Annotated in this window: 13 protein-coding genes; all 13 read right to left on the reverse strand. The window is 70.4% G+C overall.

Annotated elements, in window-relative coordinates; genetic code table 11:
• Nucleotides 1-69: 69 nt before the first annotated feature.
• The 13 genes from tkt to LVB77_RS18015 all read right to left on the reverse strand — a co-directional run bounded on the left by tkt (nt 70) and on the right by LVB77_RS18015 (nt 16188).
• On the reverse strand, nt 70-2070 hold the full coding sequence (tkt, locus tag LVB77_RS17955) for a transketolase (RefSeq protein ID WP_232907426.1): 2001 nt from the start codon (nt 2068-2070) through the stop codon (nt 70-72).
• A 262-nt stretch (nt 2071-2332) separates the two neighbouring features.
• Nucleotides 2333-3664, reverse strand: a complete 1332-nt coding sequence (locus LVB77_RS17960) for a dicarboxylate/amino acid:cation symporter (protein WP_232907427.1) — start codon at nt 3662-3664, stop codon at nt 2333-2335.
• Nucleotides 3665-3760: 96 nt separating this feature from the next.
• Nucleotides 3761-5476: a BatD family protein gene (locus tag LVB77_RS17965; protein ID WP_232907428.1), complete on the reverse strand. Its 1716-nt coding sequence runs from the start codon at nt 5474-5476 to the stop codon at nt 3761-3763.
• A gap of 5 nt (nt 5477-5481) precedes the next feature.
• Nucleotides 5482-7206: a tetratricopeptide repeat protein gene (locus LVB77_RS17970; RefSeq protein ID WP_232907429.1), complete on the reverse strand. Its 1725-nt coding sequence runs from the start codon at nt 7204-7206 to the stop codon at nt 5482-5484.
• A complete protein-coding gene (locus tag LVB77_RS17975) occupies nt 7203-8219 on the reverse strand; it encodes a VWA domain-containing protein (protein WP_232907430.1) in 1017 nt (338 codons plus the stop codon). Before LVB77_RS17975 ends, LVB77_RS17970 begins: the two co-directional genes overlap by 4 nt.
• Complete coding sequence (locus LVB77_RS17980) at nt 8219-8674, reverse strand: DUF4381 domain-containing protein (RefSeq protein WP_232907431.1); 456 nt, start codon at nt 8672-8674, stop codon at nt 8219-8221. The genes LVB77_RS17975 and LVB77_RS17980 overlap by 1 nt, the downstream gene beginning before the upstream one ends.
• Entirely contained in the window at nt 8674-9615 is a 942-nt protein-coding gene (locus tag LVB77_RS17985) for a DUF58 domain-containing protein (protein WP_232907432.1), read from the reverse strand. The genes LVB77_RS17980 and LVB77_RS17985 overlap by 1 nt, the downstream gene beginning before the upstream one ends.
• Before the next feature lie 63 nt (nt 9616-9678).
• Nucleotides 9679-10716: a MoxR family ATPase gene (locus LVB77_RS17990; protein ID WP_232907433.1), complete on the reverse strand. Its 1038-nt coding sequence runs from the start codon at nt 10714-10716 to the stop codon at nt 9679-9681.
• 291 nt (nt 10717-11007) lie between these two features.
• The gene (locus LVB77_RS17995) at nt 11008-13008 is read right to left on the reverse strand and encodes a type IV pilus secretin PilQ family protein (RefSeq protein ID WP_232907434.1); all 2001 of its coding nucleotides are present in this window, start codon (nt 13006-13008) and stop codon (nt 11008-11010) included.
• Nucleotides 13009-13023: 15 nt separating this feature from the next.
• Nucleotides 13024-13572 carry a pilus assembly protein PilP gene (locus tag LVB77_RS18000; protein WP_232907435.1) on the reverse strand — a complete coding sequence of 183 codons (549 nt, stop codon included), beginning with the start codon at nt 13570-13572 and terminating at the stop codon, nt 13024-13026.
• Nucleotides 13572-14288 carry a type 4a pilus biogenesis protein PilO gene (gene pilO / locus LVB77_RS18005; RefSeq protein ID WP_232907436.1) on the reverse strand — a complete coding sequence of 239 codons (717 nt, stop codon included), beginning with the start codon at nt 14286-14288 and terminating at the stop codon, nt 13572-13574. The genes LVB77_RS18000 and pilO overlap by 1 nt, the downstream gene beginning before the upstream one ends.
• Entirely contained in the window at nt 14285-15130 is an 846-nt protein-coding gene (locus LVB77_RS18010; protein WP_232907437.1) for a PilN domain-containing protein, read from the reverse strand. The genes pilO and LVB77_RS18010 overlap by 4 nt, the downstream gene beginning before the upstream one ends.
• Nucleotides 15130-16188 carry a pilus assembly protein PilM gene (locus LVB77_RS18015; RefSeq protein WP_232907438.1) on the reverse strand — a complete coding sequence of 353 codons (1059 nt, stop codon included), beginning with the start codon at nt 16186-16188 and terminating at the stop codon, nt 15130-15132. The genes LVB77_RS18010 and LVB77_RS18015 overlap by 1 nt, the downstream gene beginning before the upstream one ends.
• Nucleotides 16189-16389 lie beyond the last annotated feature (201 nt).

Raw genomic sequence — 16389 nt, forward strand, 5'->3', positions numbered from 1 at the left:
CGGGCCGCATCGCGCGGCCCGTGTCCGGTGGCGGCATCGCCGTCAGCAGCATCGCCGCGGCGCTGCGGCTCAGGCCAGGGCCTTCGCCGCGGCGATCACGCGCTCGACCGTGAAGCCGAAGTGCGGGAACAGCGCTTCGGCCGGCGCCGAGGCGCCGAAATCGTCGATGCCGATCACGGCGCCGTCCAGGCCCACGTACTTGCGCCAGAAATCGCTGACGCCGGCCTCAATGGCGACGCGCTTGCGCACCGCGTTGGGCAGCACGGATTCACGGTAGGCGGCGTCCTGACGGTCGAACACGTCGCTGGACGGCATCGACACCACGCGCACCTTGACGCCGTCGGCGGCGAGCGCGTCGGCGGCCTGGGTGGCCAGGCCCACTTCGGAACCGGTGGCGATCAGGATCAGTTCCGGCGCGCCGTCGCTGTCGCGCAGCACGTAGCCGCCGCGCAGGATCTGCTTGACCTGCTCGTCGCTGCGCGGCTGGTGGGCCAGGTTCTGGCGCGAGAAGATCAGGCAGCTCGGGCCGTCCTTGCGCTCGATCGCCGCGCGCCAGGAACTGGCCGACTCGACCGCGTCGCAGGGGCGCCAGACGTCGTTGTGCGGGATGTAGCGCAGGCTGGCCAGGTGTTCGATCGGCTGGTGGGTGGGGCCGTCCTCGCCCAGACCGATCGAGTCATGGGTGTAGACGTGGATCGCGTGCGCGCCCATCAGCGCGCTCATGCGCACGGCGTTGCGCGCGTAGTCGCTGAACACCAGGAAGGTGGCGTCGTAGGGAATGAAACCGCCGTGCAGGCTCAGACCGTTGCTGATCGCGGTCATGGCGAATTCGCGCACGCCGAAATAGATGTAGTTGGCGTTGGGATCGTCCGTGGCCACCGACTTGCTGCCCTTCCACAGGGTCAGGTTGGAGTGGGCCAGGTCGGCCGAACCGCCGACCAGTTCCGGCAGCAGCGGCGCGAAGGTTTCGATCGCCATCTGCGAGGCCTTGCGCGAGGCGATGGTCTGGCCGTCGGCCTGCAGCTTGGCGAGGTAGGCGTCGGCGTCGGCGGCGAAGGTCTCGGGCAGTTGCGCGTGCGAGCGGCGCGTCAGCTCGGCGGCTTCGGCCGGATGCTGCGCGGCGTAGGCGTCGAACAGGCGGTTCCACTGGTCTTCGCGCACCTGACCGGTGCTGCGCATGCGCCAGCCGTCGTAGATCGGTTCCGGAATCTCGAACGCCGCGTGCGGCCACTGCAGCGCCTCGCGCGTGGCGATGACTTCGTCCTTGCCCAGCGGCGCGCCGTGCGAGGACTCCTTGCCCGCTTTGGCCGGCGAACCGAAGCCGATCGTGGTGCGGCAGCAGATCAGGGTCGGCTTGTCGGTCTTGGCCATCGCGGTGTCGATGGCGGTCTTGATCTCGACCGGATCGTGGCCGTTGACGTTGCGGATCACGCGCCAGCCGTAGGCCTCGAAGCGCGCCGGCGTGTCGTCGGTGAACCAACCGTCGGTGTTGCCGTCGATGGAGATCTTGTTGTCGTCCCAGAACGCGACCAGCTTGCCCAGGCCCCAGGTACCGGCCAGCGACGCGGCTTCGTGCGAGATGCCTTCCATCAGGCAGCCGTCGCCCATGAACACCCAGGTGCGGTGATCGACCACGGCCAGTTCGGGGCGGTTGAAGCGCTGCGCCAGCAGCTTCTCGGCCAGCGCCATGCCGACCGCGTTGGCGAAGCCCTGACCCAGCGGACCGGTGGTGGTTTCCACGCCCGGGGTCATGAAGTTCTCGGGATGGCCCGGGGTCTTGGAATCGAGCTGGCGGAAGCGCTTGAGCTCGTCGATCGACAGGTCGTAGCCCGCCAGGTGCAGCAACGCGTACTGCAGCATCGAACCATGGCCGTTGGACAGCACGAAGCGGTCGCGGTTGAACCACTTCGGATTGTTCGGGTTGTGGTTGAGGTAGTCGTTCCAAAGCACTTCGGCGATATCGGCCATGCCCATGGGCATGCCGGGATGGCCGGAGTTGGCGGCCTGCACCGCGTCGATGGCGAGGAATCGGATGGCGTTGGCGAGGTCGCGGCGGCTGGGCGTCGTCATGGCGTCTGCGGTTGCGGTGGAATGAGCCCGTCTGCCCTCGGGAGAGGGGTTGGGGTGAGGGTTCGGCGCGAGCGCGGAGCGACGGACTCGTCCCGGACCCTCATCCGCCCTGCGGGCACCTTCTCCCGCGGGAGAAGGAAACAGCCCCCATTGTCCCATCCGCGCGCCGCCCTGTCGCGCCGGATCGGCGCGGCCGGGGCGCAAAAACGGCAAAGCCCGCCGTAGCGGGCTTTGCGCGTCGGGCCGGACGGACCGCCCCGACTCAGTCGGCCAGGCGCTCGGCCGGCGGATCGGTCTCGCCGCGCGACACCACCGCGGCCACGGCCAGGTCGCCGGTGACGTTGAGGGTGGTCCGGCACATGTCGAGGAAGTGGTTCACGCCCAGGATCAGGCCGATGCCCTCCGGCGGAACGCCGACCATGCCGCAGATCAGCGCGATCACCGGCAGCGAACCCGAGGGGACGCCGGCGGTGCCGATGCCGCCCAGGATGCAGACGAACATCACCGTGATCTGCTGCGCCAGGCTCAGCTCGACGCCGAAGAACTGGGCCAGGAAGATCACCGTCACGCCCTCGAACAGCGCGGTGCCGTTCTGGTTGGCGGTGGCGCCCACGGTCAGCACGAAGCGCGAGACGCGGCGCGGCAGGCCGATCTCGTCGGCCACGCGCAGCGCGGTCGGCAGGCTGGCGTTGCTGGATGCGGTGGAGAACGCCAGCAGCATCAGTTCCTGCGCGCCGCGGAAGAATTTCAGCGGCGACCAGCCGCCGAGGAAGCGCAACGCCAGCGAATAGGTCACGAACAGGTGCAGCGCCAGCGCCGCCACCACCACCACCACATAGCTGGCCAGCTTGGCCAGCAGGTCCGCGCCGAACACCACGGTCATGTTGAACATCAGGCAGAACACCGCGTACGGCGCCAGCCGGATGACCAGGCCGATCAGCGTCATCGAGACGTCGAACAGCCCCTGGATGCCGCGCTTGAGCGTGTCCACCGCCGGCGACTGGGTCAGCACCATGCCGATGCCCATCATCAGGGCGAAGAACATCACCGCCAGGATGGTGTTCTCGGCCGCGGCCTTGACCACGTTGTCGGGCACGATCGACAGCAGCATGTCCATGCCCTTGGGCTGGCTGCCGACGTCGCTGACGATGGCCTTGGCGCGCTCGGCGTTCTCGGCCAGCAACTGCTGCGCCAGCGCCGGGTCCACGCCCGCACCGGGCTTGACCCAGTTCACCAGGCCCAGGCCGATCGCTACAGCGATCGCCGACATCAGCACGGTGAAGGCCAGGGTGCGCCAGCCGATGCGGCCGAAGGCGCGCACGTCACCCATCTCCGACACGCCGATCACCAGCGCCGAGAACAGCAGCGGGATCACCAGCATGAAGATCAGGCGCAGGAAGATCGTCGCCACCGGCTGGGTGACGTAGGTGGTGAGGCCCTTGACCCAGCCCGCGTCGCCGCCGATGCCGTAGTGCACGATCAGGCCCAGCGCGAGGCCGGCCACGAAACCGATCGCCATCTTCCAGTGCAGCGGCAGCTTGCCGTCCCTACGGGTGGGCTGGGCGCCGCCGGCGCCGGTATTCGCTTCGGTCATCGTCCCGCTCCCAAAAATAACCTGCGGAGCTTAGCAAACCGGGCCGGACGGGCCGCGACGCGCCCGATCGGGCCTTGGGGTGGGAGCGCGTCTCGTTCAGCGCTGCGGATACAGCGGCGGCAGCGGCGAGGCCGGCGCCGTCCGCACCGCGCGCCAGCGCGGCCCTTGCGCGAACGCGGCGCGCAGCTGCGCGCGCGCAGCCGGCCCGTCGCCGCCGGCCCAGCGCGCACGCTGCATTGCCTGCAGCGCCGCGCGTTGGGCAGGATCGTCCAGGCGTGCGATCACCTCGTCGATGTCGGCCGCCGGCGGCTGCGCCAGCGCGCACAAGGCCGCCGCGACCTCGCCGAAGTCGCCGCTGTCCAGCACCTGCTTGAGCGAGCCGCGGCGTCCGGGCGCGGGCAGCGGCGCCGGCGCGCCCTCGCCCGCAGGCGTGCGCGGCGCGGCCGCGTCGGCGCGCGCCGCCGACGGGTGCGCGCGCAGATGCAAGGCCCACACCAGCGTCGCCAGCCACAGCGCCGCGAACACCAGCGCCGCCAACGCCCACCAGCGCGCGGCCGGGTCCTGGGCGATCGCGGCGATCGGCGAGGCGGTGGACGCGGCCTTGGCGTCGGTGGCCGCCGCCGATGCCGGCAGCGGCGCCGGCGTCGAGCCGTCGGCGGCGAGGATCTTCCAGCTCAGCGGCGGCAGCTGGGCGCTGCGCGCGCTGCCGCCGGCCACGTCCCACCAGCCCAACCGCAGGCCGTCCATGCGCGCCTCGCCGGTGCGCGAGGGCACCAGCGAGAACTTGCGCGTGAGCTTGACCCGCGGACGGCCGTTGACGAAGTTTTCCTGCGACTGCACCGGCTCGGCGAACACCTGCACGCCGTCGATCGGCGGCAACTGCAACTCGGGCAGCTGCGCGGCGGTGGCGCCGTCGGCGCTGACCTCCACGGTCAGGGTCGCGGCGCTGCCGGCGCGCAGATCCTGCGGCGCCGACTGGTAGCGCAGCTGCAGATCGCGCAACGGCAGCCACGGCTGCGGCGCGTCGGCCGGCATCGCGCGCACCTGCAGGCGCTTGGCCGCCGCCGCGGTGCGCAGGCTGTCGCCGTTGTTGCCGAACATGCCGTCGAAGAAGCTGGGTGCGGTGCGGCCCTCGAAACGCGCGCCCGGCACGTCGACCGCGCCGCTGCGTTCGGGCACCAGCAGGTAGCGGCGCTCGACCACGTTGTAGCGCCGGCCGGCCAGTTCGCGCGAGTACTGCGCGTCGTCGCCGACGCGCTGGAACGAAGCGCCCTGCGGCGCCGGCTGGTCGAGCTGGCCCGTCACGATCGGCACCGCCGAATACAGCCGCACCACCCAGCCCACCGCCTGCTGCACGTAAGGATCGGCGGCGTCGGCCTCGCTCTCGATGAAAACGTCGTCGCCAGCGCGCGCCGGCGCGCGCGCGGCCACCGGCGCCACCACCAGGGTCAGCGGCGCCGTGCGCTCGCCGCCCACGCTCAGCGACGGCACGGTCAGGCGGCCGTCGCGACGCGGACGCAGCGCCACGCCGTACAGCGAGCGGGTCACGAACTGGCCGTTGCTGCGCTCGAACGAACGCCGGCTGGTGTTGTTGCTGACCTCGAAGTCCTTGTTCAACGGCGAATAGTCGGGACCGGCGCCGGCGACCGAGGTGGTCTCGATGTTGAGCGTGACCGTCTCGCCGGCGTTCATGCTGTCGCGGTCCAGCCACGCGCGCGGTTGCGCGAGCGCGCCGGCACTGGCCAGGCACAGCAGCAGCCACAGCGCGAACTGGCCGACGGTGCGGACGTGGAAGGACGGCATGCGCGGCATCGCGGTCAATCTCCTTGCTCGCCCAGGACCTGGCGGCGTTCGTGCTCGATACGGAATTTCTCGCGCAGCAGCCCGCCCGGATCGTCGGGCACGCGCTTGAGCCAGGCCTCGTTGGCGATGCGGACCTCGCGCTGCTGCGCGGTTTCCTTGCCGCGCTTGCGCGCTTGCGCCGGCTGCTCGTCCTGCTGTTGCTGCAGCGCGCGCTGCATGCGCTCGCGTTGGGCGCGATCGGCCTGCTCCTGCGCCTTGGCGGTGGCGGCCGGATCGGGCTTGGGCGATGCGGACTGGTCGCGTTCGGGCTTGGGCTGGCCTTGCTCGGGCTTTTGCTGTTTCTGTTCGCCCTGCTGCGGATTCTGCTGTTGCTGCTGCTGGCCCTGGCCGCCCTGCGAAGACTGGTTCTGTTGCGATTTGTCTTTCGGCGGCGGCTTGCGCTTCATCGCCGCTTCCACCGCGCGCTTGTTGGCCAGCGCATCGGCCATGCCCGGTTGCAGGCGCAGCGCGCGGTCGTAGGCGGCGATGGCCTGCGGATACTGGCCGGCCTTGGCCAGGGCGTTGCCAAGGTTGTAGTGCGCGTCGGCGCTGTCGGCGCCGGACTCGCGGTACAGACGCGCGGCGCGCGGGTAATCGCCGCCGCGGTAGGCCTGGCTGCCTTCCTGCATGCGCCGGTGTTCGACCTGGTCGGGCCGCTGCCACAGGTCGGCGGCCTGTGCGGGCTGCCACGGCAACCACGCGCACAGCAGCAGCGCCGCCAACGCGCCGCCGCGACGGCGGAACGCGAACAGCGCCAGCAGCAACAGCGGCGGCAGCAACCAATAGCCTTCGTCCTGCCAGACCCGCCCCTTGGCGCCCTTGGCCGCGGTCGCATCGGTGGCTTTGGGCGTAAGCACGCCCAAGGCGCGCAGATCCTCGTCGTCGCCGCTCATGGCCGCGTAGGCGCCGCCACCGGCGGACGCCAGATCGCGCAGCGAATCCGGGTCCAGCTTGACCCCGACGATACTGCCGTCGCTGCGTCGGATCGCCGCGCCGGCGACGCTGCCCAGGCCCAACGCGAGCACGCGGTAGCCCGCGGACGCGGCTTCGGCAGCGGCCGCGCGGGTGCGCGCGTCGCTGTGATCGGTGAGCAGCAGGATGTCGCCGCGCTCGAAACCGGCGCGGCGCAGCAGTCGCGCCGACCAGGCGATCGCGCGATCGCCGCGCTGGCCGTCCACCGGCATCACGTCGGGACTCAGCGAGTCCAGGAACAAGGCGACGTTGGCCGCGTCGTCGGTCAGCGGCGCCACCGTGAACGCATCGCCGGCGTAAGCGACCAGGCCAACCTGGCCGCCGTCGCGTTCGCGCAGCAGGGTGGCGATCTTGGACCGCGCCTGGGCCAGGCGCGAGGGCGGCAGATCGGCGGCGAGCGCGGCGCTGGACAGATCCAGTGCGATCACCAGCGGCGCGCGGCTCTGCCACAGCGCCTGTTCGGTCTGGCGCCAGCTCGGTCCGGCCAGGGCCAGCACCGCCAGCACGCCGCCCAGCATCGCCAGCCAGGCGCCGTAGCGCGTGCGCCGGTCCTGCCCGGCTTCGAGCAGGTGCGGCAGCAGGTGCGGATCGACCGTGTTGCGCCAGGCATTGGCGCGGCGCCGGCGCGCGCGCCACCACAGCGCCAGAGCCGGCAGGGTCAGCAGCGCCCACAGCCAGTGCGGACGCAGCAGATGCAATTGCGAAAACTCGCCCAGCCACTGGCTCATGCGCGCCGCCTCCCCTGCCAGGCGAACGCCAGCAAGGCCAGCACGAACGCGCCCGCGAGCGGCCAGGCGTAGCGTTCGATGCGCGGACGCACCGCCTGGCCCGGCCGTTGCACCGGTTCCAGGCGATCGATCTCGGCGTAGATGCCGGCCAGTTCCGAGGTGTCGCGCGCGCGGAAGAAACGCCCGCCGGTGTCCTTGGCGACCGCGCGCAACGTGGTTTCGTCGATGTCGTCGCCAGCGCCCGGCATCGGCAGCTTGATGCCGAACAGCGACAGCGCGCCGTCGCCGCCGAAGGCCACGGTGTGCACGCGCACCTGATCGGCCAGGGCCAGTTCGGCGGCCTTCTTGGGGTCGATCGCGCCGGCGGTGTTGACGCCGTCGGTGAGCAGGATCAGCACGCGCTGCTCGGCCGGCTGCGTGCGCAGGCGCTTCACCGCCAACGCGATCGCGTCGCCGATCGCGGTCTCCTGGCCAGCCAGACCGACCACGCTGTCGGCAAGTTGATCGCGCACGGTCGCGCGGTCCAGCGTCAGCGGCGCCAGCGCGTAGGCGCGGCGGCCGAACACCAGCAGGCCGACGCGATCGCCGACGCGGCGATCGAGGAAGTCCGACAACACCGCCTTGGCCGCGGTCAGGCGATCGACCGGCTCGCCGCCCAGCTCCATGTCCGGTTCGCGCATGCTGCCCGACAGATCCAGCGCCAGCATCAGGTCGCGCCCGACCTGCGGCGGCTGCACCGCGTCGCCGAGTTCCTGCGGCCGCGCCGCCGCCACGCACAGCAGCGCCCAGGCCGCCCAGGCCAGCCAGCCGGGACCGCGCCCGCGCAGGCCGTGGCCGCCGACCGCGGCGACCGCGTCCAGGCGTTCGCCGAACGGCACCTTCAACGCCGCCGAGCCGTCGCGCGCCACCGGCAGCAGCCAGCGCGCCAGCAGCGGCAGCGGCAAGGCCAGCAGCCACCACGGCCACGCGAACGCATCGCGCGCCTGATTGAAGTAACCGGTCAGCGCGTCCATCAGCGCACGCCCATCAGTTCGAGGAAACGCGCGCGCACCGGCACGCGCAACGCCTCGACCTGCAAGGGATCGACGTCGCGGCGGAAACCACCGTCCAACAGCAGGCGCCCCGCGGCTTCGACGAACTGCGGCGACTTGGCGCCGCGGTCGAGGAAGGACAGCCAGTCCTCGCCCTGCAGGCGGTCGGCGGCGCCTTCGCGGCGGCGCGACGCGCGGCGCAGCAGTTCCGACATCGCCGCGACCTGCGCGGCCGGCGTCGCCGCGTCCGCGAGCGCATCGTCGAACACGCGTTCGGCCGTGCGGCGCTTGCGCTGCCGGCGCGCGCGCAGGAACCACACTACCGACGCGATCAGTGCGACCGCCGCGAACACCATCCACCAGCCGGGCGCCGGCGGCCACCACGAGGGCGCGGCGGTGTCGTGCACATCGCGCAGCAGCAGGGTCGGATCGGCCATCACGCCACCAGCGGCCGCGCGCGGCCCAGCAGCGGCAACCAGGATTCGCTGGGCGCCTCGGTCGACAGCGCCTGCGCGCGCACGCCGCGCGAGGGCAGTTTCTCCAGCGCGGCCGCCACCGGCGCTACGAATTCCTGCGCCCAGCGCTGACGCTGCGCCGGCACGCCCAGGTCGAGTTCGATACGGCGCTCGCCGCTGCGGAACGGCAGCGCCGCCGCCGGCGGCGCGCGCTCCAGCGGATCGGTCAGCAGCAGCACGATCACTTCGTGGTGCTGCGCCAGCGCCGGCCAACGACGTTCGGGCACGCGCTCCAAACTGCGCGGATCGGCCAGCACCACCAGACGCGAGCCCGGTCGCAGCAGCCGTTCGGCGTGGTCCAGCGCCACCGCCAGGCCGGCGTCGTCCTCGGGCGGACGCGCGTACCAGCGCACCAGCGCATCGAGCACGCGCAAGGCCCCGCGCGGCCCCGAAGCCGGCGCCACCGGCGCCTCGCGCACGCTGCCGCGCAATGCGGCGATGCGGTCGCCGTCGCGCGCCGCAGCCCAGGCCGCGATCGCGCCGGCGCGCGCGGCCTGCACCGACTTGAAGCGCACACGGGTGCCGAAATACAAGGACGGCGAGGTATCGGCGACGATCAGGCTGAGGCGTTCGCGCTCGGCCTGGAACAGCTTGGTGTGGGCGCGGCCGGTACGCGCGGTCAGGCGCCAGTCGATATGGCGCGCGTCGTCGCCGTTGGAGTACTCGCGCGATTCGGCGTATTCCATGCCGCGGCCGCGCAGCGGCGACAGCGCATGGCCGCTGACGCCGTGGCGTCCCAGGCGCGCGTTGCGGCGGCCGCCGACGGCGGCGCGCAGCGCGACCAGCTCGGCCAGACCGGGGACGATGCCGTCGCCGGACTGGGCGCGCGAATCGGAGTTCGGCGGGTGGGAGTCGTTCGCCACGGCCCTACTCCTTCGACGGCCGACGCTTGCTCATGCCCGCGTCCGTTGGCCGGCCCGCGGCCCTCACGGCAGCGGCACGCGCTGCAGCAGTTCGGCCAGCAGGCGGTCGCCGTCCCAGCCCTCGGCGGTGGCCTCGTAACTGGGCAGGATGCGATGGCGCAGTACTTCCGGCGCGATCGCGCGCACGTCGTCCGGGGTCACGTAGTCGCGGCCGGCGAGCCAGGCATGCGCGCGCGCGCAACGCTCCAGCGCGATCGAGCCGCGCGGGCTGGCGCCCCAGGCGATCCGGCGCGCCAGCGCGGCGTCGTAGCGCGCGGCGTCGCGCGAGGCCAGCACCAGTTCGATCAGATAGCGTTCGACCGCGGGCGCGACGTGCAACGACAGCACCGCCGCGCGCGCGGCGAACACGTCGTCCAGCGGCATGCGGCGTTCGATCGGCGCCGCGGCGCGCAGCGAATCGCGCGCGCGTTCGCGCGCCAGGCGCAGGATCTCGGCCTCCGCCGCCGCTTCTGGATAGCCGATGCGCACGTGCATCAGGAAGCGGTCGAGCTGGGCCTCGGGCAGCGGGAAGGTGCCCTCCTGCTCGATCGGGTTCTGCGTGGCCATCACCAGGAACAACGGCGGCAGCGCATAGGTGGCGCGCCCGACGGTGACCTGGCGCTCGCCCATCGCCTCCAGCAGCGCCGACTGCACCTTGGCCGGCGCACGGTTGATCTCGTCGGCCAGCAGGATGGGATGGAAGATCGGCCCGGCCTGGAATTCGAAGCGGCCGTCCTGCGGGCGCCAGACCTCGGTGCCGGTGAGATCGGCCGGCAGCAGATCGGGAGTGAACTGCACGCGCGCGAAGTCGGCTTCCAGGCGTGCGGCCAGCGCGCGCACCGCGCTGGTCTTGGCCAGGCCGGGCGCGCCCTCGACCAGCAGGTGGCCGTCGGCGAGCAAGGCGATCAGCAGGCGTTCGATCAGGGCCGCCTGGCCGACGATCTCCGCCGACAGCGCCTCGCGCAGTTCGCGGAAGGCGTCGTGCAGGCGCGCCAGTTCGGCGTCGGCAGGGACGGGCGGGCGAACCGGCGCGGTGCCGGCGAGGCTTTCGGGGCTGTCCATCGATGTTCCGATGCGGGGGCGAGTCCCGATTTTGACCGAACTTGGCCGCCGGGGTTCACCCAACGGATGGCACGTACGTTCAGGCTGGGGCTTGCAAGCGCAAATCCCCCTCAATCCCCCATTTTTCGAAGGGGGAAGACAAGCGATGACGAAATCATCGAAGACAAATGCGATTCCCCCCTTGAAAAAGGGGGGCTAGGGGGGATTTGCTCTTGCTTCACGCAAGCCGATCCCCCCTCAAACGCGAAGAGGGCCCGAAGGCCCTCTCGCGTTTCTCTATCGGTGCGGCGCTTAGCGCTGCGTGACCTTGAGCACCTTCGGGGTGACGAAGATCAGCAACTCGGCCTTTTCCTTCGAGCGGCCCTTCTTCTTGAACAGGTTGCCCAGGAAGGGGATGTCGCCCAGGAACGGCACCTTGGTGACGTCGCTGCGATCGCGGAACTCGTACACGCCGCCGACCACCACGGTCTGACCGTCCTCGACCAGCACGGCGGTGTTGACCGAGCGCTTGGCGATGATCGGCACCTGGCCGATCGAGGTGTTCAGGGTGCCGTCGACCTCGTCCTTCTTGACCGCCATGTTCAGGAACACGCGGCCGTCGTTGGTGATGGTCGGGGTGACCTTCAGCTCCAGCAGCACGTCCTTGAACTGGACGTTCGGGATCGGCGTGGCGTTACCGCCCTGCTGCGGCGAGATCGTCACGTAGCCCACTTCCTGGCCCTGGCTGATCACCGCTTCGCGCTGATTGCTGGTGACCACGCGCGGGTTGGAGATGACTTCGCCGCGGCCTTCTTCCTGGATCGCCGACAGCTCGATGTCGAGCAGGTAGCCGGCGTTGAGGATGGACAGCGCCAGCGAACCGGCCGGGTTGTCGACGCCCAGGTTGCTCATCAGGCCGCGGGTGATCGCACCGACGGTGCGCACCGGCGGCGTGCCGACCTGGCCGCCGTTGAACCAGTCGCGGTACGCATTGGCGTAGGCGAGGTTGGCGGCGACTTCCGAGTTGCGGGTGGCGAGGTTGGACGCCAGGTCGCCGCTGAAGTAGGCGTTGTCCTTGCTGCCGCTGATGCCGAACTTGGCGCCGAGCTCGCGCGAGACCGATTCGGTCGCGATCACGATGCGGGCCTCGATCACGACCTGGTCGACCGGGCGATCGATCACCCGAACCAGTTCGCGCATCTGCTGAACCTTCTTCGGGATGTCGCTGATCATCAGCGTGTTGGTGCGCTCGTCGGCGACCAGACGGCCGCGCTGCGACAGGAAGCCGTTCTCGTTCTGGCTCTGACCGCCGCCGCCACCGCCGCCACCGCCCGAACCGCCGACGCCCTTGGCCTCGGTCAGCGCTTTGAAGATCGCGCCGGCGTTGTGGTAGTTGATCTGGATGTACTCGGTGACCAGGTCGACGCGGTTGTCGAGCGCGATGCGCGCGTCTTCCTTGTCCTGCTCGTACTTGGCGACCTCGGCCTGCGGCGCGATCCACACCACGTTGCCGCTGCGGCGCTTATCCAGGCCCTTGGCCTGCAGCACGATGTCCAGGGCCTGATCCCACGGCACGTTGACCAGGCGCAGGGTCACGTTGCCCTGGACCGTGTCGGCGGCGACCACGTTGAGATTGGACTCCTCGGCGATCAGCTGCAGCACGGTGCGCACCGGCACGTCCTGGAAGTTGAACGTCACCGGACGGCCGCTGTAGCCGCGCTTGCTGGCGTCGCTGGTGCTGCTGGCGGAGCTGGCGCCGACCGCGCGGCCGGAAGCGGCTGCGGCCGACTTGGGCACGATCTCGACGATGTACTCGCGACCGGTCTGGTAGGCCAGCGACTCGAAGCCGCCCTTGGTGTTGAGCACCAGCTGCGTGCCGTTGCCGCTGGCGCGCGCGTCGATGCGCTGGACCGGCGTGGCGAAGTCGGTGACGTTGAGCGGGCGCGCCAGGGCGGCCGGCAACTGCGCGTTGCCGACGTCGACGATCACGCTCGAACCCTGGTTGCGCAGGTCGGGCGCGGCGCCGTCGCCGGTGAACTTCAGGATCAGCTTGCCGGAGCCGTCTTCGCCGCGCTTGAAGTCGATGTTCGCGACCGAGATCGCGCCCGGCAACTGCTTGGCCGGATCGAGGCTGTGTGCGGGAGCGACCACCGGCGCGGCGGGTGCCGCCACCGGAGTCGCGGCTCCAGCTGCCGGCGTCGCGGCGTGCGCGGCGCTGAGGCCCGCGAGCAAGCCGACCACCAGGCCGGCGCTGCGCGTGCTGAGAACCAAGGGGCGCCGAGCCGGCGAGCTTTTGGCGTTGAATACGGTCATCGTGCTATCCCCCAATCAATTGTCTTCTAACGCCACGGTCGCCGGCCTTTCGAGCCAACCACCTGCGCCGTCCGGCACCAGTTCCACCAGCTCGATCCGATCTTCGGACACGCTGGTGACCCGACCGTCGTTCTGGCCCATGTACGCGCCCGGCCGCACCCGGTAGGTCACCTTGTCGGGCGCCATCACCAGGGCGATCACCCCGGGACCGCGGCCGAGCGTGCCGACCATGTCCAGGCTGTCGAGCGGGAACTGCTCCAAAGTCTGCTTGCGTCGCGTCGCGTCGGGACGCGGACCGCTGCCGCCGCCCTGATCGGTGAACGCGTTGCTGAACGGATCGCGCATCGCCTGCGCGGCGTACTCGAACGTCTCGAACTGCTGCATGACCGGCAGCGGATCCAGCGGCGGCGCGGGACGCGCCTTCACTTCGGCCACCCACTTCTCGAGATTGGGCGCGTCGCCGGGCGTGCTGGTGATGCCGCGGCCGCAGCCGGTGGCCGCCAGCAGCAGCGTCGCCGCGATCAGGATGCGGCCGCGAGCGCCCGCGTTGAATGTCGTACGCATCAGCCGCCCTCCTTCTTGTCGCCAGCAGCTGCGGCAGGTGCGGCCGCGGCGGCATTAGGATCGCCGTTGGCCTTTTCCTGCGCCGACACTTCTTCTTCGTCCAGGTAACGGTAGGTCTTGACCGTGCCGGCCAGCTCCAACGGACTGTTGGGCGTGATCACCGCGGTCTTGTCGCCGGCCGCGGCGCCGCGCGGGCGCAGCGAGATGTCGTGCATGGTCATGATGACCACGCGCGGCAGCGAGGCGACGCCGCTGACGAAACCGCCGAACTGGTGGTAGGTGCCCACCATGCGCAGCGCGATCGGCTTCTCGGCGTAGAAGTCCTTGGGCTGCTCCGGACCGGGCTGGAACAGTTCGTTGGTGATGCCGGTGGCGAGCGCGGTCTGCGAAATGTCGACGATCAGGTCGGGCATTTCGGTCTTGCTCGGCAGCTGGCGCAGCATCTGCTGCAGCTGCTGTTCCATCTGCACCAGCTGCTGCTTGAGCGGCTCGAGGTTGGCGGCGCGGCCCTGCTTGGTCTCGAACTCGGCGCGCAGATCCCTCTCGGTGCGCTCCAGGCCTTCCAGCGTGGCGCGCTTGTCGCGCACGAACAGGTACCAGGACAGACCGACGATCACCAGGCCGATGATCACGCAGAAGCCGATTTTGGCCTGTACCGGCCACGACCCCATGTTGTTGAAGTCGAGGTCCTTGAGCGACATCTTCTTCTGGCTCACGATTCGGCCCCCTTGTTGTTGCCTGCGGCCGGGGCCGCTGCGGGCGGCTCCTGGACCGGGGTCGGAACGCCGCCCGGCGCATTGGTCGGAGCCGGAGCCGGCGCGGCGGCCGGTGCGGCGGGTGCCGCGGCCGGCGCCACCGGAGCGATCGCCGCGGGAGCGGCCGTGCCGGCCGGCGCGCTAGCGGCCGGCGCTGCGGCGGCGGGCGCCGCGGCCGGAGCGGTCGCGTTGGCGGCGGCGGCCTCGGTGCCGGCGGCCGGCGCGTCGGGCTGACCGTCGCCGTTCTCGTCCTTGGGCGCGTTCGGATTGGCCAGCTTGACCTGCAGCTTGAACTCGTACGGCAGCCCCTTGTCCGTGCCCTTGGCCTCGATGATCGACAGGTCCGGATTGGTCATCCAGCCCGAGCCTTCGAGGTTGCGCATGTAGGTACTGACGCGGGCGTTGGACTGCGCACGGCCTTCCAGGGTCAGAGTGTCGGCGTCCTGCTTGATCGCCGTCAGCACCGCGCCGTCGGGAATGGTGCGCACCAGCGAATCGAACAGGTGCACCATCTGCGAACGGTTGGACTGCAGCTGCTCGATCACTTCCTTGCGGGCCAGCAGCTTCGACTTCTTCTTGTCGAGCTCCTCGATCTCCGTGATCTGCTTGTCGACCTCGGCGATGCGGTCCTGCAGGAAGGTGTTGCGGGTGTTCTGGCCGTTGATCTGGCCCTTGTAGAAGCTGACGATCAGGAACGAGAGCGCCATGGCGCTCGCGACCGCGATCGCGATCATGGTGACGAATTCCTTCTGCCGCTGTTTGCGGCGTTCGGCTCGCCACGGGAGGAGATTGATGCGTGCCATCAGTCGAAGCTCCTCAGGGCGAGGCCGCACGCGATCATCAACGCCGGCGCGTCCTGCGCTAGCGCGTGCGCCTGCACGCGCGGACCGAGCGTCATGTGCGCCAGCGGGTTGGCGATGATGGTGGGCACGCCCAGCTGCTCCTCGACCATCTCGGCGATGCCGGGGATGGAGGCGCAACCGCCGGCGAGCACGATCTGGTCCACGCGGTTGAACTCGCTACCGGCGTAGAAGAACTGCAACAGGCGGCTGACCTGCTGCACCATCGCTTCCTTGAAGGGCTCCAGCACTTCGGCCGAGTAGCTCTCGGGCAAGCCGCCCTGGCGCTTGGCCAGGCCCGCTTCCTCGTAGCTCAGGCCGTAGCGCCGCATCACCTCGTCGGTGAGCTGCTTGCCGCCGAAGACCTGCTCGCGGCTGTAGAGGCTGCGGCCGTTGCGCAGCACGTTGAGCGTGGTCATGGTCGCGCCCGAGTCGATCAGGGCGACGATGCCGTCGCGCGGCGTGCTGAGATGGTCGGCGATCAGCGCGAACGCGTTCTCGACCGCGAACGCCTCGACGTCCATGACCTTGGGGGTCAGGCCGCCGATCTCCAGCGCCGAGGCGCGGACTTCGACGTTCTCTGAGCGCGACGCGGCCAGCAGCACCTGGATCATGTCCGGGCTGTTGGGCATCGGTCCCAGCACCTCGAAGTCGTGATTTACTTCCTCGATCGGATACGGCACGTAGTTCACCGCCTCCAATTCGACCTGCGACTCGAGTTCCTCGCCGTCCAGGTCGCCCGGCATCGGGATCACCTTGGTGATCACCGAGGACCCGGCGACGGCCGCGGCGGCGAACTTGACCCGGGTTCCGGACCTAGCGACCGCGCGCTTGATCGCCTCGCCCACGGCCTCGACCTCGACGATGTTCTTCTCGACGACGGCGTTCGGCGGTAGCGGCTCGACGGCGTAATGCTCGACGCGGTAGCGGTTGCCGGCTCGGGAGAGCTGCAACAGCTTCACTGCGGTCGAACTGATATCCACGCCGACGAGGGCCGGCTGGCTTTTTGTGATGACGCCCACTGTTTTCTCCCCATGCCACAAGCGCTTACGCGCACTTCGTGTGGCCCCGCCTTAGATAACGGACTTTTCACAGGCTGGCAACCATTTCTTTCAGGAATGCCAACCGAGACCGCCTTTTTTGCGTAACGGCCTTAGCGGAAATCACCGGCCGCCTGCCCCCCGGGGCGGTCCCTGTCCCCGGCTCCTCTATACTCCACGCCC

Source organism: Lysobacter sp. 5GHs7-4, assembly GCF_021284765.1.
In the GTDB taxonomy this organism is placed as follows: Bacteria; Pseudomonadota; Gammaproteobacteria; order Xanthomonadales; family Xanthomonadaceae; genus Lysobacter.

Coding starts and splice junctions, on each gene's coding strand:
- LVB77_RS17995 (WP_232907434.1), bottom strand. CDS start 13,008: ATGACCGTATTCAACGCCAAAAGCTCGCCGGCTCGGCGCCCCTTGGTT.
- LVB77_RS17960 (WP_232907427.1), bottom strand. CDS start 3,664: ATGACCGAAGCGAATACCGGCGCCGGCGGCGCCCAGCCCACCCGTAGG.
- LVB77_RS17980 (WP_232907431.1), bottom strand. CDS start 8,674: ATGGCCGATCCGACCCTGCTGCTGCGCGATGTGCACGACACCGCCGCG.
- LVB77_RS17990 (WP_232907433.1), bottom strand. CDS start 10,716: ATGGACAGCCCCGAAAGCCTCGCCGGCACCGCGCCGGTTCGCCCGCCC.
- LVB77_RS17965 (WP_232907428.1), bottom strand. CDS start 5,476: ATGCCGCGCATGCCGTCCTTCCACGTCCGCACCGTCGGCCAGTTCGCG.
- LVB77_RS18000 (WP_232907435.1), bottom strand. CDS start 13,572: ATGCGTACGACATTCAACGCGGGCGCTCGCGGCCGCATCCTGATCGCG.
- LVB77_RS18010 (WP_232907437.1), bottom strand. CDS start 15,130: ATGGCACGCATCAATCTCCTCCCGTGGCGAGCCGAACGCCGCAAACAG.
- LVB77_RS17975 (WP_232907430.1), bottom strand. CDS start 8,219: ATGGACGCGCTGACCGGTTACTTCAATCAGGCGCGCGATGCGTTCGCG.
- tkt (WP_232907426.1), bottom strand. CDS start 2,070: ATGACGACGCCCAGCCGCCGCGACCTCGCCAACGCCATCCGATTCCTC.
- LVB77_RS17970 (WP_232907429.1), bottom strand. CDS start 7,206: ATGAGCCAGTGGCTGGGCGAGTTTTCGCAATTGCATCTGCTGCGTCCG.